The organism is Paenibacillus sp. Y280, from assembly GCF_056786335.1.
Map to the genome: position 1 here is coordinate 79,446 of NZ_JBXCIW010000014.1, position 25,496 is coordinate 104,941.

At 46.3% G+C, this 25,496-nt stretch carries 20 protein-coding genes and 1 riboswitch; of the genes, 19 read left to right on the forward strand and 1 reads right to left on the reverse strand.

Translation table 11 applies throughout. From position 1 onward, the window contains the following. Nucleotides 1-116: 116 nt before the first annotated feature. The 5 genes from metK (at nt 117) to AC1TPC_RS18175 (ending at nt 10,724) form a co-directional block, all read left to right on the forward strand. Nucleotides 117-1,331: a methionine adenosyltransferase gene (gene metK / locus AC1TPC_RS18155; protein ID WP_482068209.1), complete on the forward strand. Its 1,215-nt coding sequence runs from the start codon at nt 117-119 to the stop codon at nt 1,329-1,331. Between the two features lie 165 nt (nt 1,332-1,496). Continuing rightward, the gene (locus AC1TPC_RS18160; protein ID WP_482068210.1) at nt 1,497-5,876 is read left to right on the forward strand and encodes an Ig-like domain-containing protein; all 4,380 of its coding nucleotides are present in this window, start codon (nt 1,497-1,499) and stop codon (nt 5,874-5,876) included. Between the two features lie 176 nt (nt 5,877-6,052). Then, nucleotides 6,053-8,761, forward strand: a complete 2,709-nt coding sequence (locus AC1TPC_RS18165; RefSeq protein ID WP_482068211.1) for a stalk domain-containing protein — start codon at nt 6,053-6,055, stop codon at nt 8,759-8,761. Between the two features lie 69 nt (nt 8,762-8,830). Continuing rightward, nucleotides 8,831-9,991 carry a sensor histidine kinase gene (locus tag AC1TPC_RS18170; protein WP_482068212.1) on the forward strand — a complete coding sequence of 387 codons (1,161 nt, stop codon included), beginning with the start codon at nt 8,831-8,833 and terminating at the stop codon, nt 9,989-9,991. A gap of 4 nt (nt 9,992-9,995) precedes the next feature. Further along, entirely contained in the window at nt 9,996-10,724 is a 729-nt protein-coding gene (locus AC1TPC_RS18175; protein ID WP_482068255.1) for a response regulator, read from the forward strand. Nucleotides 10,725-10,868: 144 nt separating this feature from the next. Here AC1TPC_RS18175 and AC1TPC_RS18180 read toward each other — a convergent pair whose 3' ends face one another. Continuing rightward, nucleotides 10,869-12,176: an LPXTG cell wall anchor domain-containing protein gene (locus AC1TPC_RS18180; RefSeq protein WP_482068213.1), complete on the reverse strand. Its 1,308-nt coding sequence runs from the start codon at nt 12,174-12,176 to the stop codon at nt 10,869-10,871. Between the two features lie 32 nt (nt 12,177-12,208). After that, nucleotides 12,209-12,290, reverse strand: a riboswitch (cyclic di-GMP riboswitch). A 246-nt stretch (nt 12,291-12,536) separates the two neighbouring features. Here AC1TPC_RS18180 and AC1TPC_RS18185 point away from each other — a divergent pair. From AC1TPC_RS18185 to fliD, 14 genes are all read left to right on the forward strand, one after another. After that, entirely contained in the window at nt 12,537-12,998 is a 462-nt protein-coding gene (locus AC1TPC_RS18185; RefSeq protein ID WP_482068214.1) for a hypothetical protein, read from the forward strand. A 150-nt stretch (nt 12,999-13,148) separates the two neighbouring features. Then, nucleotides 13,149-15,335, forward strand: a complete 2,187-nt coding sequence (locus AC1TPC_RS18190; RefSeq protein WP_482068215.1) for an ATP-dependent helicase ComFA — start codon at nt 13,149-13,151, stop codon at nt 15,333-15,335. After that, on the forward strand, nt 15,332-16,240 hold the full coding sequence (locus tag AC1TPC_RS18195) for a ComF family protein (RefSeq protein WP_482068216.1): 909 nt from the start codon (nt 15,332-15,334) through the stop codon (nt 16,238-16,240). Before AC1TPC_RS18190 ends, AC1TPC_RS18195 begins: the two co-directional genes overlap by 4 nt. A 115-nt stretch (nt 16,241-16,355) precedes the next feature. Then, entirely contained in the window at nt 16,356-16,772 is a 417-nt protein-coding gene (locus AC1TPC_RS18200) for a TIGR03826 family flagellar region protein (RefSeq protein WP_482068217.1), read from the forward strand. 112 nt (nt 16,773-16,884) lie between these two features. After that, on the forward strand, nt 16,885-17,151 hold the full coding sequence (flgM, locus tag AC1TPC_RS18205; RefSeq protein ID WP_482068218.1) for a flagellar biosynthesis anti-sigma factor FlgM: 267 nt from the start codon (nt 16,885-16,887) through the stop codon (nt 17,149-17,151). Nucleotides 17,152-17,159: 8 nt separating this feature from the next. After that, nucleotides 17,160-17,663, forward strand: coding sequence for a flagellar protein FlgN (locus AC1TPC_RS18210; RefSeq protein ID WP_482068219.1), 504 nt, complete (start codon nt 17,160-17,162; stop codon nt 17,661-17,663). A 20-nt stretch (nt 17,664-17,683) separates the two neighbouring features. Continuing rightward, on the forward strand, nt 17,684-19,249 hold the full coding sequence (flgK, locus tag AC1TPC_RS18215) for a flagellar hook-associated protein FlgK (protein WP_482068220.1): 1,566 nt from the start codon (nt 17,684-17,686) through the stop codon (nt 19,247-19,249). A 27-nt stretch (nt 19,250-19,276) separates the two neighbouring features. Continuing rightward, the gene (flgL, locus tag AC1TPC_RS18220) at nt 19,277-20,236 is read left to right on the forward strand and encodes a flagellar hook-associated protein FlgL (RefSeq protein WP_482068221.1); all 960 of its coding nucleotides are present in this window, start codon (nt 19,277-19,279) and stop codon (nt 20,234-20,236) included. Between the two features lie 11 nt (nt 20,237-20,247). Continuing rightward, a complete protein-coding gene (locus tag AC1TPC_RS18225; protein WP_482068222.1) occupies nt 20,248-20,814 on the forward strand; it encodes a DUF6470 family protein in 567 nt (188 codons plus the stop codon). Nucleotides 20,815-20,919: 105 nt separating this feature from the next. Then, nucleotides 20,920-21,312 carry a flagellar assembly protein FliW gene (locus AC1TPC_RS18230; RefSeq protein ID WP_482068223.1) on the forward strand — a complete coding sequence of 131 codons (393 nt, stop codon included), beginning with the start codon at nt 20,920-20,922 and terminating at the stop codon, nt 21,310-21,312. 12 nt (nt 21,313-21,324) lie between these two features. After that, the gene (gene csrA / locus AC1TPC_RS18235; protein WP_482068224.1) at nt 21,325-21,549 is read left to right on the forward strand and encodes a carbon storage regulator CsrA; all 225 of its coding nucleotides are present in this window, start codon (nt 21,325-21,327) and stop codon (nt 21,547-21,549) included. Between the two features lie 447 nt (nt 21,550-21,996). Then, nucleotides 21,997-23,130: a flagellin N-terminal helical domain-containing protein gene (locus AC1TPC_RS18240; RefSeq protein ID WP_482068225.1), complete on the forward strand. Its 1,134-nt coding sequence runs from the start codon at nt 21,997-21,999 to the stop codon at nt 23,128-23,130. A 117-nt stretch (nt 23,131-23,247) separates the two neighbouring features. After that, complete coding sequence (locus AC1TPC_RS18245; RefSeq protein ID WP_482068226.1) at nt 23,248-23,667, forward strand: flagellar protein FlaG; 420 nt, start codon at nt 23,248-23,250, stop codon at nt 23,665-23,667. Between the two features lie 28 nt (nt 23,668-23,695). After that, nucleotides 23,696-25,492, forward strand: coding sequence for a flagellar filament capping protein FliD (gene fliD, locus AC1TPC_RS18250; protein WP_482068227.1), 1,797 nt, complete (start codon nt 23,696-23,698; stop codon nt 25,490-25,492). Nucleotides 25,493-25,496: the final 4 nt, after the last annotated feature.

Sequence of the window (25,496 nt, forward strand, 5' to 3'; positions counted from 1 at the left end):
GGTATCATACTGTCTTAGAAGAGTTGTTAAACAACCTTTTCCTCCGGGAAAAGGTTCATTTTTTGTGTAGAATGTTCGCACTTATTTCATATTAAGGTTATAGGAGGTTGATATGGATGTCGGTTAAAGGACGCCATTTGTTCACATCGGAATCAGTAACTGAAGGCCATCCGGATAAGATCTGTGATCAAATATCCGATGCTGTCTTAGATGCATTCCTTGAGGCAGACCCATTCGCGCGTGTCGCTTGTGAGGTTTCTGTCGCTACAGGTCTTGTTTTGGTAATTGGTGAAATCAGCAGTCGTGCGGATTATGTTGATATTTCAGCAATCGCACGCCGCACAATTAAGGAAATTGGCTATACACGTGCCAAATACGGCTTTGACTCCAGCACATGTGCGGTTTTGACATCGCTTAATGAGCAGTCGGCTGATATTGCACAAGGCGTTAACGCAGCGCTTGAGACTCGTGATGGCAAGGATATGAAGCAAGAGAACGAAGATATCGGCGCAGGCGATCAAGGTCTTATGTTCGGTTTTGCTACGAATGAAACACCTGAGCTTATGCCGCTTCCAATCGCTTTGTCACACCGCATTGCACGCCGCTTGTCTGAAGTTCGTAAGAACGAAACGCTTGCATACCTTCGTCCAGATGGAAAAACGCAGGTTACAATCGAATACGCAGACGGCAAACCAGTACGCGTAGACACGATTGTCGTTTCTACTCAGCATGCGGAAGAAATTACGCTAGAGCAAATCCAACAGGATATTCTTGAGCATGTCATTAAACCAGTTGTCCCTGTTGAATGGCTTGATGCGGATACAAAATACTTTATTAACCCAACAGGCCGTTTCGTAATCGGCGGACCTCAAGGCGATGCAGGCTTGACTGGCCGCAAAATTATCGTTGATACGTATGGCGGCTACGCTCGTCATGGCGGCGGCGCATTCTCCGGCAAGGATCCTACAAAAGTTGACCGCTCAGCAGCTTATGCGGCTCGTTATGTAGCTAAGAACATCGTTGCTGCAGGACTTGCTGACAAATGCGAAATCCAATTGGCTTATGCGATTGGTGTTGCACAACCTGTATCGATCAACGTAGATACTTATGGAACAGGCAAAATCGGCGAAGATAAGCTCGTTGACCTTATCAATAGCAACTTTGACCTTCGTCCAGCTGGCATTATCAAAATGCTTGATCTTCGTCGTCCAATCTACAGACAAACAGCTGCATATGGTCACTTCGGCCGTACGGATGTTGATCTTCCTTGGGAACGCGTTGACAAAGCAGAGAAGCTTAAAGCAGACGCCGGCGTTCAAAGCGGAATATAAGCTTATATTATAAATGTACCAAAAGCTATCCACAAAGTAGTTAGACTACTCGTGGATAGCTTTTTTGTTTGTTATTAGGAACAAAAAAGGGGAATAACCTAAATTTTTCATGTGTACATACCGACAAATAATGTACGAGTGTAATTTTTTGAGGAGTGAATTGAAATGAATCGAACCAGCAAGCTGTCTTCCTTTATCGCCGTAATGCTGTTTCTCCAATTAAGCTTGGCAGGCTGGCCGTCATCCCCGCAGCAAGCAGCTGCCGCACCTGCAGGACCAGTCGTATTAAGTCTCAGCCCAGCTGATGATCTAATTAACGTATCGATAACGGCTGATCTGAAAATGACCTTTGATGAAAATGTCACCAAAGGGATTAATACGACGTCCATATCCATTTATGATTATGCAACGAGTAATTTGGTCGAAAGGATTCCTTTGTCATCTGATCGTATCTCAATTGATTCAACGCAGCGTACAGTAACCGTTGATCCGACTAATATTTTCGCTTTAAATACGAATTATTATGTTTTGATTGATGCCAGTGCATTTGTTAATGCTTCGAATGCTGCTGGCTATGCAGGAATCAATAGCGCTACAAGCTGGAATTTTCGAACGGTTGCCGAAGTGGATATAACGAAGCCTGTACATACTGGCGTAGTACCTACAGCGTCACCCATTGCAGTAACTACTCCGATTATCATTACCTTTAACGAGCCGGTGTATGTTGCAAGCGGAAACATTCAAATGAATTCATCAGAGGATAATAGATCGATTGCGGTTACCTCAAACGCGGTAAGAGGCAGCGGCACGAACCAGATCGTCATACAGCCTCCGGCAGCGCTGCAGCCAAGCACAGCGTATTCCGTGACGATCCCGAATACAGCATTTCAAGATGCGTTAGGGAATCTTTTTAACGGCATCACGTGGAGCTTTGCAACAGATACGGCACCGGTGAATGTGTCTGCGTTGATTCCTTCAGACAATGCGACATCCGTGGCGCCTGATGCGACGCTCACGATTACTTTCGACAAAAACGTTCAGCCGCGTGCCGATAAATTTATCGAAATACGCAGGGTTAGCAATAATACCACCTTTGAGCGATTTAGTGCTATTTCATCTAAAGTAACCATCACGAATAATCAGGTGAGTATTAAACCTGCCACTAATCTGGAGGCAAATACGGCTTATTATGTATTAATCGAGGCGGGTGCTTTTACACAACCAGATCCGAGCGGAGATCAATGGTATCACGGGATTGCAGGTGCATCCGTTTGGAATTTCAGTACAAATCCCGGCTATGAGAACATTCCGCCTGCTGCAACAGCCGTATCACCGGCTGCCGGTGGATCGATCAGCAGCTTGAACTCACTTTTGCAGATCACTTTTAATGAACCCGTATTTCTGAACAGCGGAGCGATCGAAATTAGGGATTCGGCAACCGGGGCATTGTTCCGGTCGATTCCAGTGACTTCGGAGCGGATCACGGGAGGCGGAACCTATCAAATTACGATTGATCCGAATAAAGCCATTACCGGCGAGGCTGAGAAGGCGTTCGTAAATAACACCAAATATGATGTCACCATTGGCAATCGTGCCATTCGCGATGCGGCAGAAAATTACTATTCCGGAATTTCTGCATCTACAACTTGGTCCTTCACGGTTTCACAGGATACGGTAAGACCAACACTATCGTTATTGCATCCGTTGAACAACGCAGTTTCTGTTGGTCTTAGTCAAGCCTTTACGGCAACGTTCAGCGAAGCCATTAAGAAAGGCGCAACAGGCTCGATTATGTTTAATCCTATCGGCGATAGCACGTTGAAGCCGATTCCGGGTAACTTTTATGTAGATGGCAATAATAATAATGTTCTAGTCATCACGCCGACAAAGAATTTTGATCCAAAAACTACCTATTATGTGACGATTGATGCAAGCGCGGTGACCGATCTGGCCGGAAACAATTTTGCTGGTATACTTAATGAGTATCAGTGGACGTTTCAGACATATGGCTCCGATAATACGGCTCCTGTCTTAAGTAAGCTTGAGTGGAGTGGATCAACGATTACATTGACCTACAATGAAGAGCTGAATGTACATAAGATCCCTTCTACGGGAAGCTTCTATGTGACGGTTAATGGGGCACCACGATCGGTGACAGGCGTCCAGGTTCGAGGAGAAGCAGTCACGCTTACGGTATCAAGTCCCATCGTGGCTGGACAGCAGGTGAAGCTGTCCTACTCGAAGGCGACAGTAGGGCTGATTCAAGATACCTCAGATAATGAAGCAGTCAGCATTGTTAATCAGGATGTATCGGGCGCGAAAGATGTCACAGCACCTTCAGTCATAAGCGGCAACGCTTCTGGCAGCTCAATTACATTATCTTTTAATAAAGAATTATCACTGGTAAACAGCTATGCCTATCTGCAATTTTCTGTTAGCATCGGCGGTGTTAAATACAGCACGACATCAATTTCAAGCACGGGCAGCAATATTTTGCTTACGATTAATGGCTCGATTCAAAATTATCAAAATGTTTATGTAACCTATGCACCTGGTTCTCACCCAGTACGGGATAAGTCAGGCAATTACTTGGCTGCATTTAATAATTATAGTCTTTATAGTGTACCTGATACGAGTACGCCGACTCTGCAATACATCAGTGTTAGCAGTAACATCGTCACATTAAAATACAACAAGAGCTTAAATACACAAAGCGTGCCTGCCGTTGGTCAGTTTAATGTAATGGTCGATAGCAGCGTACGTCCTGTTCAGCAAGTCAATGTTACAGGCGATACTGTGCTATTAACACTTTCATCTGTCATAACTAATGGACAAGTGGTGTCCGTATCCTATTTGGCCGCGATGTCGTTAATTTTGGATTTGGCAGGCAATGCTGCATCGTCATTTACGAATGTTACTTCTGGCGGCGGGAGCAGCGGTGGACAAAACGGAACGATTTATGGCGTCATTGCAAAAGGCTACACCGTTACTTTGACTTTTGCAGAATCGTTGAATAGCGGATATGTTCCTTCTATTTCTCAATTTCTAGTGAATGCTAACAGTGCCATACGATTGGTATCGCGTGTAGAGTTAAGCGGGTCATCCGTAATATTAAGGTTAGCCGCACCAGTTGCAACAGGCGAGGCCGTAACCGTAACTTATCATTCAAATTCGACCGGCCTTCGAACGAATAGCGGTACGATGATCAATAGCTTTTCGAATATAAGCGCTGCTAATCAAACCACAATTCTGGATGGGTTATCAGGCGATTATGAAGAATCCGCTGGCGGCGGAATTGGACTAAAGACGTCCGCTGCGACTGCGACTAGGGATACCTCGCCTGCTGGCGTACAAGCCAACCGCTATACGCTGCCGTATGATAAGTTGCTTACAGCTTTTCAAACCGTTCGAACAGCCGGCATAGCCACTCCTCGAGTAGCATTTAAAGTGCCTGCATCAGAAAATGCGGCGATTGTTTCTGTACCGATAAGCACGCTGGATATGGCGAATCGCATATATGCTAATTCCGTATTTGCTGTTCAGTACGGCGATGTTGCTTATGAGCTGCAGTTGACGGATAGGGATTTTGCGAAAATGAATACTTTGCTTAATGGCAGTTCCTCATCAGGGCAATTGCTCATTCGTATCGATCAAGGTTTATCGACGGTGACCAGCAATCTCAGCTCGAAAATAAACAGTTCCAATATCTCGATGCTAGCTGGCCCGTATCACTTTGATGTTACTGCTGTGAGCGGTTCTGTGCAGAAGCCTTTGAATGATTTCAACGGCTATGTGTCGCGCACAATTCAAACCAATCAAGCTGTCGACACGAGCAGGGCAGCGGTGGTATGGTTCGACCCAGCCTTAGGGGAGCTATCCTATGTTCCGACTGAGCTAACGACAACCGGAGGAAAGACGACAGCGGCGTTCAAGCGGAAAGGCAACAGCTCTTATGCGCTTGTTGCGAATTCATCCAGCTTCTCGGATTTAACTATGCACTGGGCAGCAGCCAATATTCATACGTTGTCTCGGAAATTCATCGTAGAAGGCCGAACAGCAACAAAGTTTGAGCCTAATAAAGCAATTACGCGCGGTGAGTTTGCAACCTATATAGCGAAAGGGCTTGGCCTGAACAGCGACAGTGCAGCAGCTGCAAAATTCAAGGATATTAATACGGGTACCGCAATGGGGGCTTATATTGGAGCGGCTTCAGCCGCGGGGATCGTAGCAGGCAACACGGATGGCACCTTTAAGCCGAACAATCCGATTACGCGCCAGGAAATGGCCGCTATGATGATTAGAGCCGCTAGTGCAGCTGGCTTAAATGTACAGCTCCCTCAATCAGCAGCTTCCTATCTCCAGAAGTATGCGGATCGGGGTCAAGTTGGCGCATGGGCACGGACCGATGTAGCGAAATCGATATATATCGGTGTCATAAGCGGTAAAACAGCGACGACATTGAGTCCGCAAACCAATGCGACCCGGGCAGAAGGATCGGTTATGCTATTGCGTTTGCTGCAAAAGGTGAAGTTTTTGACCCCATAATATAAAATACGAAGGCTCAGACCGCGCATCTTTTATGCGGACTGAGCCTTTTTGATTGCATAGCCGATATCTATCGGTTTATATAATACGATAGCACTCTTTTATCAGACGTAACTTTTCTACTACTCTTGTAGTCTATAACTATTAGATGAATTGATGGGAGAGTTGCTAAACTAATGGGTAAGGTTCATAGAATCATCGAACGGCAGACGGGAAGCTTGGGGAAGCGTGTCATTATCGTAGTATTAGGCGGAGCGTTGCTGGTGCAGCCAATCGCATCAATCTTGCCTGGAGTCGGGAAAACCGCATTCATAGAGTCCACACAGGCGGCTGCTAGTGATCCAGTGCTTAAGCTGTCACAGCAATCGTTTATAACTGCAGGAGCTAAGCGGCTTGACTACGTCTTTCATACGACGCGCGGAAGCTCTAAGGCGCAAACCGATGTGCATGTCATTGAAATCGATTTAACGAATCCCTACGTATCCTTAAATGCGATGAGCGGGAGAAATAATAGCATTGGTCAAGTAAATACCATTCTTAATATGACAAAAGAAAACGGAGCAGTAGCTGCGATCAATGCTGACGTTTTCGTAATGGGCAATGAGGGTGCGCCGCTTGGCGGGCAGGTCGCAAGCGGCATGTTCATGTCAAGCCCAGCCAAGCTGAAGGGGATGTATGCTTTCTCGCTTTCGAAGGATCGCAAGCCGATGATCGATAATTATACGTTCGATGGCTTAGTGACAGCAGCGGATGGGTCTACCTTCCCGCTTGAGGGATTGAATCAATCGGCCTATGTACCTGAAACGACAGGCACCAAATTTAGTCATGTCAATAAGATGTATATCTATACTAGTGCTTGGGGCGGAGCAGAACGTCCGAAAAATTCGGGCTCCACGCCTACCGAGGTATTGGTACGCAACGGCATTATTGAAGAGATCTCGATTGACAAAGCAATCGCCGGACAAGCGCCCGCTGATGGATACATTCTTCGCGCGCATGGCATTGCAGCCAATTATGTAAAGGAGCGTTTGCAGATTGGACAATCGATCGCTGCGGACTACTCTCTTGTTTCTCAGACCACAGGATCAAAGGTAGATCCTGCGTCCTTCGAGATGATGGCTGGCGGACATACGCTGCTTGTTAATGGCGGTGCTGCTGCGACGTATTCCCGCGATATTACTGGGGTTAGCGGCAACTCGTATACCTCACGCTCAGGTATCGGCTATTCACAGGACGGAACAAAGGTCTATCTTATCACAAGCGAACGCTTTGGAAGCAATACGGGTGTCAGCCTGAAGGAGCTTCAACAAATAATGGTGCAGCTCGGCGTGTATAAAGGCGTCAATCTCGATGGCGGCGGTTCGACGACGATGATCGAGCGTCCGCTTGGAAGCAGTGCGCTGCAGCTTGCTCATTCAACGCAATATGGATCAACGCAGCGAAGCGTATCGAACGGAATAGGTGTATTCACAACGGCTCCGAAAGGTACGCTTAAGGGCATATCTGTAAGTGGATCTAAAGTCATGCTAATAGGACAAAAGTCATCCTATTCAATTAATGGATATGATACATATTACAATCCGTTTGAATTCGAAAATGGATCCGCGATATGGAGCTCTGAGAAAGCGATTGGCACCTTCCAGGGCAGCGAGTTTACAGCGACAAAGGCCGGCAAAACGACGCTTAGCGTGAAGTCAGGCGATATAACCACGCAGCAGGATATTGAAGTCATTGGCCAGGATCAGATTGCCTCGCTCTCCATCGATACGGCAGCAGGCGTACTCGCAAAGGGAGCAACGATCTCGGTTCCACTGACAATGAAGCTTAAAAACGGCAATACCTATAAACTAAGCGGCGACTCCGTAAAATGGGAATTTGTTGGCTTCACAGCCGTTCAAAATGGCGACAGCCTAACGGTTCAATCCGTTAATGCCGGAACAAGCACAGGTTATGCGATTGCTCGCTATGACGGTTATCCGGCTATGATTCCATTCACACAAGGGGAAGCGGTCAGTACGTTCGAGGATTTTGAGAAATCGACCTATCCGATTACTTCACAGGTTACTCCTGCCGAGACGACAGGAAGCGTAAATCTGGTGTCCGATTTCCCAGGTCAAACATCTGCCAAGGCGATGAAGCTGGATTATGATTTTACGAATGGAACGGGAACGAAAGCTTCTTATGCGGTATTTAATACGAACGGCCGTGCCATAGAGGGCTCGCCAACCTCAATGACGGTAGACCTATACGGGGATAACAGCCTGAACTGGGTACGGGCAGAGTTTATTGATGCGGATGGAAAAGCACAGCTTCTAGATCTTGCGAAGCAGCTCGATTGGACAGGCTGGAAAAACGTGAAGGTGAATCTATCGTCAGCAGGGATGAAGTTCCCGGTTAAGCTAAAGCGGATCTATGTGGTTACGATTGCCGAGGGTCAGGATGAGCGTGTTGCATCTGGTTCAATTGGACTAGACAACATGAAGCTGCAATATCCGCCTGCAGCAGCAGTTGATTCGAATACTAAAGTAGTGATGACCGTTGGCAAGACAGCAGCTTCTGTAAACGGTAAAGCGATCAAGCTGGATTCGGCGCCAATCGTGTTGAATGGAATTACTTATGTGCCGGTTCGATTCGTGTCGGATGCAATGGGATCCAAGCTGCTGTTTAACGGTAAAACGGGACAGGTGACCGTGCTTCGCGGCAATAAGCTGATGGAAATGACGCTTGGGAAAAAGGATCTCATTTTAAATGGCGAGCATCAATCCTCCGAGGTAACTCCGATCGTACGCAATAACCGCACATTAATTCCGGTGCGATTATTCTCGGAGAAGCTTGGCTTAAAAGTTGGCTATGACGGCAAGGCCAAAAAGATTACCATCGATTAACGATGGACGAAAATCTGTGTTATGATAGAATAGATTAACCTTTAAGTAGAGAAAGGTTGCCGATCTATCGTGGACCATTTAACCGTCGATATAAATCGAGTTATAAAAAATGCAATCGAAGTTATGGAAGACAGCAAATATCAGATTTATGAAATATGTGAATTGGCGCGCGCGGAGCTGGAGTCGCTGGAGCAGGAGCTTGAGATCGTTCTTCAGGAAACGGTGCAGACGATCGATAAGGTTGATCAGCTGGAGCTAGACTACCGCCGTGCGCGTATACGATTGACGGAAGTAAGCCGGGATTTCGTACGCTACAAGGAAGATGATATTAAGTCAGCGTATGAGAAGGCTACACAAATTCAATTGGATTTGATGGTTTACCGTGAGAAAGAATCCTACTTGAAGGCGCGTCGGGATGATTTGCAAAAACGCGTCCGCAATGTAGAAAATTCAATCGAGCGTGCTGAAACGATTGCTTCACAAATAAACGTCGTGCTTGAATATTTAGCGGGTGACCTTAACCAGGTTACACGGATCATTGAATCTGCCAAAACAAGGCAGCTGCTTGGGTTGAAGATCATTTTGGCGCAAGAGGAGGAGCGAAAACGGATCGCTAGAGAAATTCATGACGGCCCGGCTCAATCGCTTGCCAATATCGTTCTTCGGACTGAAATTGCAGAACGTATGCTTATCAAGCAGGAATTTGTGATGGTACAGGAAGAATTAGTAGATTTGAAAGGTCAGGTCCGTTCCGGTCTGGAAGAGATACGCAAAATTATTTTCAATTTGCGTCCGATGGCACTGGATGATTTGGGACTTGTTCCGACTCTTCGTAAATTCACGCAGGATTTTGAAGAGAAAACGAAAATACATACTGTATTCGAGTTAATCGGTAAAGAAGTTCGGATGCCCTCTGCAATGGAAGCGGCTATATACCGCTTGGTTCAGGAAGCATTCACCAACGCTTTGAAGCATGCGAGTGCTTCTCATGTTTTGCTCGAAATTAACTATCAGCCACAACAAATTTCTATCGTTATTCAGGACAATGGCGTTGGTTTTCATAGCGAATTAATTGAGCAGGATGCTGGCCATAACGCACACTTTGGATTGGTGGGGATGAGAGAACGAATTGAGCTGATCGAGGGAAGGATGGATATAGACTCAAATCCCGGTAGAGGGACGAAAATTATGATAGATATACCAACGACAGCCGAATCTAGAAAGGAGTAAGATGATGATCCAGAAACCTGCAAGCAGTGCAAATACAATCAAAATTTTACTTGCGGATGACCACCAGCTGTTTCGTGAAGGACTTAAGCGGATTCTGAATATGGAAGACGATCTTGAAGTCATTGGCGAATGCGGAGACGGCATTCAAGTAATGGAGTTTTGCAATCATACGATTCCAGAAATTGTTCTGATGGATATTAATATGCCAATCGAGAATGGTGTCGTTGCGACAGAGCGTTTAAAAAGCTTGTTCCCTGACGTAAAGGTTATCATTCTATCTATCCACGACGATGAGAGCTATGTATTTGAAACGCTTCGCAAAGGGGCTACCGGCTACCTGTTGAAGGACATGGAGGCGGAATCGCTAATTAACGCTATTCGCTCTGTCGTTCAAGGCCATGCTTATATCCATCCTAAAGTGACAGGCAAGCTGATTAACCAGCTACGCCGCATGACTTATTTGGACGAGATGGGAATCGTTTCAGGAGCAGCAGCTGCTCAAGAGCCGGGCGTTAAGTTCGTTGCAGGCGATGAGAGCCCTCTTACGCGGCGTGAGGCAGAGGTGCTGAGACTTATGGCTGAGGGCAAGAGCAATAAGCTCATTGGTGAATTTCTGTTTATCAGCGAAAAAACCGTTAAAAACCATGTCAGCAGTATTTTGCAAAAAATGGAAGTTGATGATCGTACGCAGGCTGTTATTCAATCGATCAAATATGGTTGGGTCACGCTTTAATATGGTAACATCAAAAATCCCGTATCGGATGATACGGGATTTTTTTGATGCGCGTCTAAAGGTGAAATAAAAAACTCCGAAGTAGCCTTTTTAAGGCTGCTCCGGAGATAAAGATAAAATGATCGGTTGCTTTAATTCTGCCGTTTATCTTCCTTGCCGTTTCTTACGAAGCGAGAGGAAGCCGGCTGAAAGGGCAAAGGCGCCTATGAGGTAATATTGAACAGGACTGGAATCGCCTGTTTTTGGAAGCGTGGCAAGCGGAACTTGATCCTCGGCCACATCGATAGCGGTATCAGCAGGCGGCTCGCCATTTTGATTATCTTCAATACCGCCTATTGGCGGCTCCTCATCGACTATTTCAACAATTGTAGTAATCTCTGGTGATGGAGTGGGAGCAGGTGACGTCGAGGCTGCAGGAGTTGAAGTTGGCGTACTTACAGGTGTTGGAGACGATGCTGGTGTTGTATAAGGCGTAGTCTCAGGCGTCGGATATGTTGACGGCGGTGTAGTAGGCGTAGTCTCAGGTGTTGGGGATGCTGACGGCGGTGTAGTAGGCGTAGTCTCAGGTGTCGGTGATGCTGATGGCGGAGTAGTAGGCGTAGTCTCAGGTGTTGGGGATGCCGACGGCGGTGTAGTAGGCGTAGTCTCAGGTGTAGGTGATGTTGACGGTGGTGTAGTAGGCGTAGTCTCAGGTGTTGGGGATGCTGACGGCGGTGTAGTAGGCGTAATCTCAGGTGTTGGGGATGCTGACGGTGTTGGAGTAGGCGTAATCTCAGGTGTTGGGGATGCTGACGGTGTTGGAGTAGGCGTAATCTCAGGTGTTGGGGATGCTGACGGTGTTGGAGTAGGTGTAATCTCAGGTGTTGGGGATGCTGACGGTGTTGGAGTAGGTGTAATCTCAGGTGTAGGAGATGGTGATGGTGTCGCAGACGGCACAGTGCATGTGTTGTTAAGCTTTAGCTTCCAGCCTAAAATTTTGTCGCCATGAGCGCCTGTGCCTAGATCGAAGAGCTCGTTGCCGCTGTATATATCCAATTGATAAGGCAGACATTTCGGGATATCAATTGTGGCGGAATAGGTTCCCGCTTTATCAACGGAAATGGATTGGCCGCTAAAATGCTTCTGCTTATGGTAAGGTATCGTCGTGTCATTGGGACCGGGTACCCAGTCAGCTGCACCTTCATAAGAGGAAAAACTGACTCTCACACAATCCACTATGGTCGTAAAGGTTGCTGTTGCCGTGTCATTGCTATTGACTGTGATGCTGGAATGATTGGCTATGACATCTGCTTTGCTGTTTGAATAACTCTGGCAGCTGTTTTCAATACCAGTTACGGCTGCAGCTGCGTCACCGTTGCTTTGGCCCTCAGCCATGACGAAGGAGCCAAGCGTAAGCGAAAAAAATAATAAGACGACCAGGCTCAAAGTAAACTGCTTTTTCACATAATGCATCTTTCACTCTCCTCTTAGAGTATGTAGTGGTTCTAAGAGGGCCGGTTACACTATTGGCTCCATATAATCCAAGTGTCCATATGCAGATTATACTTCATCGCTTCCCTAGCTTTGACGCTTTGCAGTGCCCATCTTCTCCCTGTAATCTATGCTTGAATATCGTATATATGCAGGATGTAATACGATGATAACACATACAGTGAATTGCTCAAGGGTGTTTCTTTGTCGTAAATTGACTATTAATTACAGGTTGAAAACGGCTGTCTTTGGACATGTCGCACATTTTGTCATCTTGTCCCCGGCTGTCGGAACCAGTGGGCTCTTCTTGGCATATAGTGTCACAAAGAGGAGGTGGCCGCTATGTTTGAGCTTCTACTTTTAGTGATTGGCTGTTATGCTTTTGCTGCATTGTCGGTGCATCTGGCGTTTCGAATTTGGCGCGGAAGGCAGCAATCGAGCAAGCATTATGTGCTCGTTGCGGACGTTCGGCAAAAAAATATGGAATGGTATGTGCGTTCATTGTTTTCTTTCTCGCGGAGAATGGGCAAAGATGTTCGCCTGACAATTATCGATCGTGGTGTCACAGACGAGATGATTGCGATTGTAGAACGTTTGGCTAGAGGTGGCAACGAGGTTAGGGTACACCCTAAAGAAAATGCGCCTCAAACAGAAATCGAGGATAGTAAGTGCTCACAAACGAGTGGAGTAGATGGAACCCAGCTGCTGTGGCTGCTTCAGGCAGAAGGAATCGTGTCGCATTCCGATCATGCGGTGCTGGTTGATTTGCAAAACCCGTCGGATTTGTCGAAAATGCCATTTTAGTATATAATTTTCCGTAATTGAATATCCGGAGTGAAGCACACTCAATGACGCGGCTGCGTTGTTGGGTGTGCTTTTTTTTGTTGTCCGGGCGTTATGGCAACGCGCGATAGCGCGATGGATATTGAAATGCGGGGAAGGGAGCGAAAGCGGATGAAGGCTCAAGTGTATGTTGTGGAGGTTAACGGGCATTGGCAGGCGTCGGCAACGATTCATCCAGAGGTGGACAAGCAATTCTGGATGAATGGGGAGTTTGGCAAGGCAGGGCGGCTTAACGGAAAAATTGCGGATTCGGGCTGGCTTTTAAAAGAGCTGCTGCCGCTTGGCGATGCTTGCCTCGCTGCTCGGCTTTGGGAGGATGGGCTGAGGCGTAGAATAGAGAAAAAGGATGACTTGACTATCAGCTGCAATGAAATGGGATATCAAGCGAGATCGTTCGAAGCGTTAGAGCTGCTGCTTTCTTGTGTAGCGGAGGCTAAGCGTTGCGGGCTGAATGACGGAAAGGCTGCAGGCAGCCGGCGGTGGTGGCATTTGGGTAGTAGAAGCAAGCGGAAATCGGCATTGAAGGTAGAGAACTTGCTGGGTTTGGCGGAGCGTTGGGTGCGTGTTGGAGCACGGCGACATGGAAAGTGGAGTGAGGGAGAGGGAGCTAGTGTAGGCGGCGATGGAGGGGGGATTGAGCAGGTGAAAAGCGGAGAGCTGAGCGCGAGTATGTCGCGTGCAGCGGTGCGCAAGCAAGGCGGAGAAGCGGAGCGAGCGCTTGGCGATGCGGAGCTGGGAGAGATTGCGGCAGGGGCGAAGCTTGCCGCAGGCATGATGCAGGGACGTGCGCTATTGCGAAGCGAGGCGCACGCCCTGTTAGCTGGCGCGGGCGGGCCCGGCGCCGCGGTGAGCTGGAGCGGAGTGCTCCAGCTTGCCGCGCTGCTCGGGCGGGTGCGCCTGAGCGGAGCGATCGCCGCCGGGGATGGCGGGCGATTGGACGCTTTGGGGCGCCGCAGGCGCGAGCGCAGCTGTTTGCGCTGCGGGAGCGGCGAGGCGCATATGCACCGCACGGCATGTGCGGCGTGCGGGCGGTTGTGCGCCTATTGTACGGCGTGCATTGGGATGGGGCGGAGCCGGGAATGCGAGCTGCTCGTTACTATGCAGCATCCTGCTTTGCTTGGAATGAAGACGGATCGGCGGCCGCTCATGCAGCTGCCGTTAGAACAGCGGCTTAAGAAATGGAGCCTTAGCCCGGCACAGGCTGCTGCTGCTGCGAAGGCGCTCCGTTTCGTTGAAGAGTATGAGACGATAGAATCTCCCCAATTATCAAAGGGTGTACCCAAGCAAACGAGAGATTTTTTACTTTGGGCGGTTACGGGAGCGGGCAAGACCGAAATGATTTTCCCGCTGGTGGAATCGGTGCTGTTGCGAGGCGGAAGGGCACTTATCGCAACGCCGCGCCGCGATGTCGTCATTGAACTAGATCCGCGTATCCGCAAAGCGTTCCCGGCAGCTTCGGTTGTCACCTTATACGGCGGCAGCGAGCAGCGCTGGGAGAGCGGCGACATCACGCTTGCCACGACACATCAACTGCTGCGTTTCTATCAAGGCTTTGACTTAGTCGTCGTAGACGAGCTTGATGCGTTTCCCTACGCCGGCGATCCTATTCTTCATTATGCCGCAGAAAAAAGCTGCGCGCCTGGCGCTGCCCGGCTGCTGCTCTCTGCTACGCCGCCGAGCGAGCTGCAGCGAGCGGCGAAGCGCGGCAAGCTTCCGCATGCGAGAGTGCCCGTGCGCTACCATCGTCATCCGCTGCCTGTACCGCAACTGTATCAAACGCCAGCTGTGAAACAAATGCTTCACCAGCGGAAGCTGCCATCCAAGCTGTTGGCCGCTATGCAGGCCTCAATCCAGCGGGATGCCCAGCTGTTTGTATTCGTGCAGCAAATTGCACAGACCGAGCCTATGGCTGCTTTGCTTAGGGCTGTTCTTCAGCTTTCAGCAATAGCGGCAACTTCCTCTCAGGACGGTGGGCGGACGGAGAAGGTGCAGCGTTTCCGTGCAAGGGAAATTCACGTGCTGGTCACGACCACGATATTAGAGCGAGGAGTCACGATTCCGAGAAGCGACGTCTATATTTTAGATGCGGACGGACGGCTTTTTGACGAGGCTTCCTTGGTTCAAATGGCGGGCAGGGCAGGACGGTCTGCAGATGACCCGTTTGGCCGCGTCTATTTCTGCAGCCGTGAGCGCAACCGCTCGCAGCTAGCGGCAGTGCGCCACATTCAAAAGATGAACCGCATGGCCCGCAAGGAAGGCTACTTGCTCCCCGCCAGCAAAGGAGGCTCGTCAAAGTGACTTACTCGCCTCAAGCATGGCTCCAGCGTCTTCAATCCGCCTTCGCCACTAGCGCGCAGCTGCTCGCTCCCCGTTCCACCGCATGCCTTCTATGCGGCAAACCGCAAACCGAGGCTCGCAGCGCGGGCAGCATCAACCAATCGAAGCTGACGCCCCGGCTTCGAAAATCGCTTTGCGGAGGATGCCTCTCCGCCATACCATGGCTCACCCGCATCGCCTGTCCCAGATGCGGACGCTGCATCGCATGCGAGGACTGCATACGCAGTCCGCAACGGGCATTCGTATGCAACCGCAGCGCGGTCTCCTACAATCCAGCAATGCGGTCGATGCTCGCTTTGTACAAATACCGTGGAAACGAGCGGCTTGCGCCTTTGCTTGGCGACATGCTTCTGCCTGTCCTTGATACCATGACTTGCGTAATTGCCCGGCGCCAGCGGTACAACGCTACAAGCGGCAACCTCTCTAAGTCGAAAGGGAAGATAGCCGATTACTGGGATGCGGTCACATATGTCCCTATCAGCCCGGAGAGGGCAAGCGATAGGGGCTTCAATCAAGCGGAGCAGCTGGCAAGCCATTTAGCGCAGCGCTATCGTCTGCCGCTTATGAGCCTGCTCATCCGTTCCCGCCATTCGGAGAAGCAAAGCTTTAAGACGCGTTCGGAGCGAATGCGCGATACTAGGTCGCTTTTTGACGTAAACGAAAGCGAGCTTCGCATTCTTCAATCAAAAACACGCAACTCCGCCAGTAAAGCGAGTAAAGTTCAGCCCGCTCGAGAAACAATTCGCATTCTGCTTATTGATGACATATATACGACGGGAAGTACGGCAGAGGCCTGCTCACAAGAATTGCATCGAAAATCGCAGCGGCCTCTGGAAATTTATATTTTGACCTGGGCTCGTTCCTAAGTAATCCAATATTCATAAGGCGGAAAAATAGATTCATAGTGAAAAAGTTAACGCTTTCGTTTAGAATAAAGTTAATCATCTGATTATTTTTACAAAAAAAGGGGGGCTTAAAGCGATGAACTTAGATAATTGTCCTCGCTGCGGTAAGCTTTTTGCCAAAAATTTTAGAGATGTATGTCCATCGTGCATGCGTGAAATTGATAAAGAGTACGAGCTTTGTGCAAACTATTTGCGTGAGTATAGGGGTTCAATCATAACTGAGGTTTCAGATGCAACTGGAGTTTCAGTTAAACAAATTACGAAATTTATCCGTGAAGGCCGCATTTCTATCGTGAATGCTCCGAATATGTCCTATCCGTGTGAGTCATGCGGAACGCTGATTCGCGATCAAAACCTTTGCGATAGCTGCCGCCAGCGCTTAGAAAAGGATAAGAAGCAAATGTTGGAAGGCTTGACGAAGAAGGATGAAATGAAAAACGCTCATAATTCAAATGCTGCATACAGAGGACTAGACAGATACAAGGATAAATAAATGAATTCATGCTAATCTTCCCATGACTATAAAATTTCACTTGACTGAAGCCGATAATACTTGTAAAGGTAATCGGCTTTTTTAGTTTCCGTAAATAATGAGGTGGATAAAAATGAAAATAAACGAGACGAATCGTATTGGCGCGCTTAATTCGTACCATAAGCAAAATGAAGCAAGAGTGAGTGCAGAAGGCAAGACAAAGAAGAAGGACGAGGTCCAGATTTCTGCGGCTGCCAAGGAGATGCTGACAACAAGCAAAACGAGCGGAGCGGACAGAACAGAGCATATCGAGCAGCTTAAACGTTCGGTAGCATCGGGCACGTATCATGTGGAAGCCGGCAAAATTGCCGAGAAGTTGCTTCCTTACTTGAAGGAGTAGTCCTCTAAATGAACGAGTACATCCAGCAGATATTAGTGATTTTGCAAGAGCTATTAGATGAGCACCAGCAGCTTATTGAATACGGAAATGCGAAGACAACGGCAATTACCGTAAACAATGTGGAGACCCTTTCGTACATTTCGAGCAAAGAAAAGAAGAGTCTCCAGCGTATACTGGAACTTGAGCAACGGCGAATCTTTCTGATCGGAAAATATATGCTGGATCAAAAGCTGACAAGCCATCGTTCCTTCAAAATGGAGAAGCTCATCCAGGCTGTCTATCATGCCAATGAGAAGCAGCAGCTGCAGGCCATGTGGCAGCAATTATCGGCAGCGCTAAAGCAGCTCCAAGACATCAATGAATTTAATCAGCAGCTTGTCAGGATGACTTTGGAGCATTTGCACTTCACTCAGGATTTGCTGCTCGGACCGACCGAGGACGAAGCGACCTATCATCGCGCTGTACAAGGAATGGCCTATAATCGTAATGGACGCTTTAATATAAAGACGTAACAAGAGAGGACAATCTACGAATGGGATCGACATTTCATGGCTTAGAAACAGCAAGGCGCAGCTTGTTCACGACACAGTCCGCTCTAAATACGACTGGACATAATATTGCGAATGCTAATACGAAGGGTTACTCGCGTCAGATCGTTAATATGACCGCTTCAAGACCGATAGATGCGGTTGGATTCTCTAAATCAGAAGCAGCAGGCCAGCTCGGTACAGGTGTAGAAGCAAGCTCGATTACACGCATAAGAGAGAAGTTTCTCGACAATCAGTACCGCAACGAATATAAATCGCACGGCAATTTCACCGTGCAGCTGGATACGCTGGAAAAGCTGGAAGGCATCGTGAATGAGCCGAGCGACACAGGCTTAAGGACGGTTATCTCGAATTTCTGGAATTCTTGGTCCGATTTGAGCAAAAACCCAGAAAACGCTGACGGTCGGAAAGTCGTTATGGAGCAGACGATGGCAATGGTTGACGCTTTTAATTATACGTCCAAGCAGCTTAGTGATCTGAAAGGCGATTTGACTGAAAATACCGAGATCAATCTGAGTACCGTCAATTCGATTACTAAAAGCATTGCTCAATTAAATAGCGAGATTCGCAGGATCGAGGGTCTTGGCGACAATGCCAATGATATGCGTGACCAACGGGACCTGCTTACGGATCAACTTTCCGGACTAGTAAATATTCGTGTAGAGGAACAAGCGAATGGGTATAGGATTACGATGGGCAATACGGAGCTTGTTCAAGGAACAACCTCGAATGTATTAGATATGGAAGCTATGCAAACCGCATTTGATACAGGTGAACTGAATAGCGGAACCATTTACGGTACAATTCAATCCAGAGATAAATTTGTTGAAGGCTACATAAGCGAGCTTAATAAAATGGTTCAAACGATGGCAAATGGCGAGTTTGAGGTTACGCTGCCAAAAGGATCGGTTTTGCCAAATGGCACGATTTTAAACGGAGTGACCTATTCTACAGTTGCAGGAAATCGTACACTTGCTGAAGATTTAACCGTAACGGTCAATGGCTTAAATGGCTTGCATCAACTAAGTTATTCATTGGCTGGTCAAGATCGTGGTTTGCCTTTCTTCACTGATAATGCAGGTGAAACAAGTGGATTGACGGCAAGTAACATTACTCTAAACCCAGCTATTGTGGCTAATTCTAACTTAATCGCTACTTCAATGCGCGTTAATATAAATGCGGACGGTTCAGAATCAGTAATTAGTGGTAACAATTCGTTATCTGTGCTGTTTTCACAAATGAGAGACATTCGATTTGATTTTGATTCCGGAGCGGACGAGAACTTGAATACAATTGACTCATATTTCCGTTCTGTTGTTGGACAGCTTGGTGTCCAGACAGCCGAGGCGAAGCGGATGCAATCAAATCAGCAAATTATAGTCGAGCAAGTGGAATCACGAAGACAGTCCGTTAGCGGTGTATCGCTTGATGAGGAAATGTCCAACATGATTAAATTTCAGCACGCCTATAACGCAGCCGCAAGAAATATGACTATGATTGATGAAATTTTGGATAAAGTAATAAATGGTATGGGCCGCGTAGGTCTTTAACCAATAATAATGTGGAGGTGACAGGTTATGTCATTCCGTGTGACACAATCGATGGTAAATACGCAGATGCTGCGTAATATAACGAATAATCTGGGACGCATGAATAATATGCAAAACCAGCTCTCTACAGGTATGAGGATTAATAAGCCCTCAGATGATCCAGTCGGCATTACTTTTGCGCTTCGTTACCGAAGTGAGTTGGATTCCAATGACCAGTATTTAGACAACGTAAGCTCAGCAATATCGATGCTGGAGTATACGGATACAACAATCGGCCAAGCTGGCGATGTTATGCAGCGTGTCAAAGAGTTACTTGTGCAGGGTTCTAATGGGACTTTGGAGCAAACGAACTTGGATGCGATTAAAACTGAAATTTCTCAGTTGTACAACCAATTGGTTGGAATTGGAAATAGCCAATTTAACGGTAAATACATATTTAATGGCGAAAAAACGGTCAAGCAGCCTTATCCTACGATGACACTAGAAGAAGCGGCTAATCCTCTAGCTACTCCACCACAGCTTAAGGCATATCATGTCGCCTCAGATACTGGTTCTGTTAGATATGAATTGTCTTCCGGGATGAGTATGGCGGTCAACATTACGGGGAATGAAGTGTTCGGCGGTCCTATAAGCGGTGAAAGCGATACGGGAAGCGACAACATATTTCAGCTTTTGCGGCGTGCTTACGATACATTAACATCAGGTGATAAAGAAGGGGTATCTGATTTAATAGGGCAAGTGGATACCCGAATGAACACAATGTTAACGAAGCGCGCGGAAGTAGGTGCGAAGATGAATCGTGTAGAACTCATTCAAAACCGATTAAAGGATATCGATATTAATCTTCAAACCGTTAAATCGAAGACAGAAGACGCTGATATGTCTAAAGTCATCACGAACATGAAAACGGAAGAAAATGTTTACCAAGCGTCTTTGTCAGTAGGTGCGCAAATTATTCGTCCGAGTCTCGTTGATTTCTTGAGATAGGAGCGGGCAGAATGAAAATTCCACAAATTCAAATTCGGCTGCAGCACGCAAAAATACATATAGACGCAGATATCGGAAAACAGGAGCAGCGTCAGCCCAAAGCTGCTATGGAAATGGAACAGATTAAGCCTGAGCAGCATATTACCAATTCGAGAGGACAGCTTGATATTAATCAGGATCTCGCATGGGATGCGCTCGCGTTAGGGAGTAATTTGAAGACAATGAGTAAAATTTATTCCATGTCTTCTGAAATGGCGCTTCGCGGACTCGCACGAATCGTCGAGAATGGAAATCGTATGGCGGACATTCATTTAGGCGGCAATCCCATTGCAGAAATGGCTGGTGATTGGCAGCGTACGTACTCTGAATTTGATTTCCGCGGGGAAGCCTCTTATGATAATGTTGATATCACCTACGTACCAGGTGAGTTGTCAATCGAAACAACACCAGGCCGAATCAACATGAATGTGGAAGTAAATCGGCCTACCCATCATTATGAACGTGGAAAGCTTGATATCTATATGAGCCAATATCCAAAGGTGGAAATTCTGCCGCCTCAAATTGATGAGCTAATGTAATAGAGGGATTCTAGTCAGCTATAGACCATTTGTATAACCAATCTGGTATACGTGGTCTATAGTTTTATTTTTGAGAAAAGGGTTATATTATAAGGAGGTTTTATTTTGAGCACCAAATCGACCGTGTATCATTTCGAGAATGGCATACCTGGCTTCGAGCATTTACATCAGTTCGAGTTCTCTGCGATCGAAGGAGAGCTGCCGATGAAGCATATGAAATCCGTTGAGGATGAAGAGGTCTCACTTGTAATAGTCAGTCCATTCTTCATATATCCGGAATATGAGTGGGAATTATCTGAAGCTTCAAAGCAAGAGCTATTCATTCAGGCAGAATCGGATATAGAGATATGGTCAATTATTACGATTCATTCAGAACCTTTGCAAGCAACAATTAATTTGATGGCTCCGCTTGTTCTCAACAAAAATAAAAAAATTGGGAAGCAGCTTATCCTTCACGAGAACCATTTCAGCTCGCGAGCCCCGCTTATTCGAGCCTAAGGAGTGTATGCAGTGTTAGTTCTATCCCGAAAAGTTAACGAATCGATCATGATCGGTGGAAAAGTTGAGATTGTCGTAATCGGCGTTGAAGGCGATACTATCAAATTAGGTATTAAGGCGCCGAGGGAAGTGGATATACACCGGAAAGAAATTTACATGGCAATTCAAGAGGAAAACAGAGCAGCGGCGACCAAAACAATCGCAATTGATGAAGTATCAAAATTATTTAAGAAATAATCACATTGTTGAGAAAGCCTTTTAAGGCTTTCTTTTTTATTATTAATTTCGTTAACGAACGATAGAAGGAAATGAGACTCTTTAGCATAAGCGAAAGTTTCGTTCTGCATAGTCCTTCTGCCGATTGAAAGCTTAATAACGACAAAAACCTTCTTCTCTTTCGGTTTCCTGCTTACTAGAGATACTGTTCTGAACTTATTTCGTAAAATAGCAAATAGCTGAGAGATAAATTCGTAGAAGGAATGTTTTCTTTATGTGTACGAAGCATACAATCACCATAGAAGGTTTCTAGGAAGCCTAATTATTTAAAAATAATTTTAAAAAGAACTATAAACAAATGGAATGAAATGCCGATATAAATAGTAGCACGGAAGATAGGGCGGCCGACCTACATCCGTAAGCTTCCGCAAGGATGCGGAAATTCGAAAATTCAGGGAGGAATTATCAATGCGTATTAATCATAATATTGCAGCACTTAACACTCACCGTCAGTTGTCTACTAACACAGCTAACCAAAGCAAGTCTATTGAGAAGCTTTCTTCAGGCCTTCGCATTAACCGTGCTGGCGATGACGCTGCCGGACTAGCAATCTCCGAAAAAATGCGTGGACAAATCCGCGGTTTGGAGCAAGCAACTCGTAACGCACAAGACGGCATCTCGTTGATCCAAACAGCTGAAGGTGCATTGAATGAAACACATTCAATCTTGCAACGTATGAATGAACTTGCAACTCAAGGCGCTAACGGAACTTTATCCGCTACAGATAGAACAGCGATTGGCGATGAAATCACACAATTGAACAGTGAGATCGACCGTATTTCAACTTCAACCAAATTCAATGGACAAACACTTTTGTCTGGTAACTTTGGGGTTCAGCTTGGAACATCGGGTCTTGCTGTAGGTAGTGCTGGCGTAACTTCCATTGATATCAGCGGTGCAAAAGGAAGTAACACGTACACAATTACAACTTCGGGTGCAGGCAGCTACACGTTGACTGACACAACTGGATCTACAGGTACTCAAACAGTAACTAACGTTGCAGATGGTGCAGCTGGAGTACTAAACTTTGATAAGTTTGGCATCAAAGTTGCTGTTAACGGTTCGCAAACGGCTGCTGGCGTTGCAGCTTCCGTAGCGGGTGGTGGTGCAGCTGGTACAGTAATTACTGGTGCTGCTGCTGCTGTTAAAATCCAAATTGGTTCTGAAGATCAAGGTGCTCAACAACTTGGTATTTCCATTTCCAAAGTTGATAGCTCTGCTACATCTTTGAACACTACTGGAGTTAACGTATCCACTTCAGTTCTAGCTGCTGCAGCTATGACTACGATCCAAAATGCTATTGATACTGTATCCGCTCAACGTTCAAAATTGGGTGCATACCAAAACCGTCTAGACCACACAATCAACAACATCAGCACAGCTGCTGAGAACCTGACTGCTGCTGAATCCCGTGTTCGCGATGTAGACATGGCGAAAGAAATGATGGAGCAAACAAAAAACTCCATCCTTGCTCAAGCTTCCCAAGCGATGCTGGCTCAAGCGAACCAACAGCCGCAAGGCGTTCTGCAATTGCTTCGTTAATCTTAAACAACCAAGGAGAGACCCTGGAATTTCTAGGGTCTCTTTTCTTTTTTTCTAATCAATTGGTTGTAAATAACCGATATATAAAGTAAAAGACATGTTGGAGGTTGATTTTTGATGAACATCAATACAACGTCTGCAGGCCCAGGAATGAGTGGAGCTGTCGATCGTGTTGCTTCAGGAAGCAAAGCTTTTGAACCAGTCGCGGATCCTGTTCCTGTATCGGTGCCTCATTCTCTACAATCCATATCTACTTTCACGAAGGTAGATGCACTTAAGAAGGCAGAGCTGCGTGGAGATAACTATACGGTCAGTGATGAACAAATCGTAAAAGCGATAGAGCGGGCTATTAAAGCAATGCAGGGTAAATCGACAAGTCTAGAATTTTCGATACACGAGAAAACGAAACTGATCGCCGTCAAAGTTCTCGATAGTGAATCAGGAGAGATCATCCGTGAAATCCCGCCTGAGAAATCATTAGATTTTGTTGCTAAACTATGGGAGATGGCCGGGATATTAATTGATGAAAAAGGGTAATTTCCAGTTCAGGAAGGGAGTGTGAATCATGCGTGTAAGTGGTCTTGCTTCAGGTATGGATACGGATGAGATTATTAAATCGCTTATGAAGGCGCAGCGAATTCCTATGGATAAGCTGGCGCAAAAGAAACAAATACTTGAATGGAAACGCGATGATTACCGCACCATGAATAACAAAATATTGGAGTTTCGCAACACAGCTTTTGACATGAAGCTTGAGGCCAGTTATTTAGCGAAGAAGGTATCATCATCGCAAGAGAGCATCGTTTCGGTAACAGGTTCTGCAGCGGCAAATGAAGGACAATATTCGCTCAACATAGAGAAGTTGGCGAAATCCGCTTCTTTAACCTCAGGGGATTTGACAGGCGCTTCTAGCAGTGCTAAGACGATTGGAAGTTTAGGATTAGTCGCCAATACCCAGTTGAAAATCACAGGGGAAAAGGGTACGAAATCAATAGCTATAAAAACTACCGATACGATTGAACAGCTTGTTTTGGCTATTAATAATGAATCCGCGTCTACAGGAATAAAAGCCTCCTATGATGCAACAATGGATAGACTGTTTTTCAACTCCTCAAAAACGGGAGAGACTTCTAAAATTAATTTGGAATTAGTGAATGGTGAAAGTATAAACAATATTCTCGGTATAGAATCCAAGGATGGAGCTCAAAGTTTTGCATCTAAAAATGATTTAGTAAATGGCGCCCTGGTTGGTACGGCAATCTTCAAGGTTCAATACGATAATATTGATTATGACTTTAATGTTACCAATACCACGACCGTTGGAGATTTGGTCGATCAAATGAATAATGATTTGAATGGCAAAGGAATTAATGTCTACTTAAACAGCAGCGGGAAATTGTCTGTATATAACAGAGATACAAGCAAGACAGTCCTTTACTCGGATGATCAAGGCAATGCTGTAGTAAATGCCCTTGGCCTCGATGCAATGACAGTTAATAATTCCATTACGAGTGTGAAGGGTGAAAATGCTAAGGTTCTCTTTAATGGCATTGAAACGGAATACGAATCCAACACATTTTCAATTTTAGGTATGACTTTTAACGCGAAGCAAGCAAGTGGAACTACTGTTAATATTGGTGTGTCTCAGGATGTCGACACTGTCGTTGAGAAGATTAAATCATTTGTGGAAAAATATAATACCCTTATTGATGAAGTAAATAAAGAAGTAATAGAAAAACGAGATCGGGACTTTCAACCGCTTACTGAGACGGAACGCAAAGAACTGGACGAGGAAGAGATTAAGAAGTGGGAAGAGAATGCTAGAAACGGCATGCTTGCGAACGATGGTATATTAACTAGTGGACTCGTTTCATTTCGCCGTGCATTATCCGATTCTGTTAGCGGACTTGCATTGGGACAATTGAAAAGTCTTAGCGAAATTGGTATATCGAATATTAATATTAAAAGTTCTACGATTACGGGTTCTTACTCCGATCGAGGGAAGTTGTATATCGACGAGACAAAATTGAAACAGGCACTGACAGATAAACCGGATGAGGTAATGGCTTTGTTTACCAAAAACGGAGCAACCAGTGAAACTGACGGTATTGCGACCAGATTGTACGATAAAGCTTCTGCACTCGTCAATCAAATAACAGAAAAAGCAGGCTCGACAAAGTCAGTCGAAACCACTTATTTAATGGGTAAAGAAAATATTCGTTTAAAAAAGCAGTTGTCCAGCCTGGCTGAACGTTTAGATGATCTGGAAAAACGTTACTATAAGCAGTTCACAGCGATGGAAACCTATCTCAGCAAAATGAACTCACAGAGTGCATGGCTTTCCAAGCAATCTAGTTCCTAGGAGG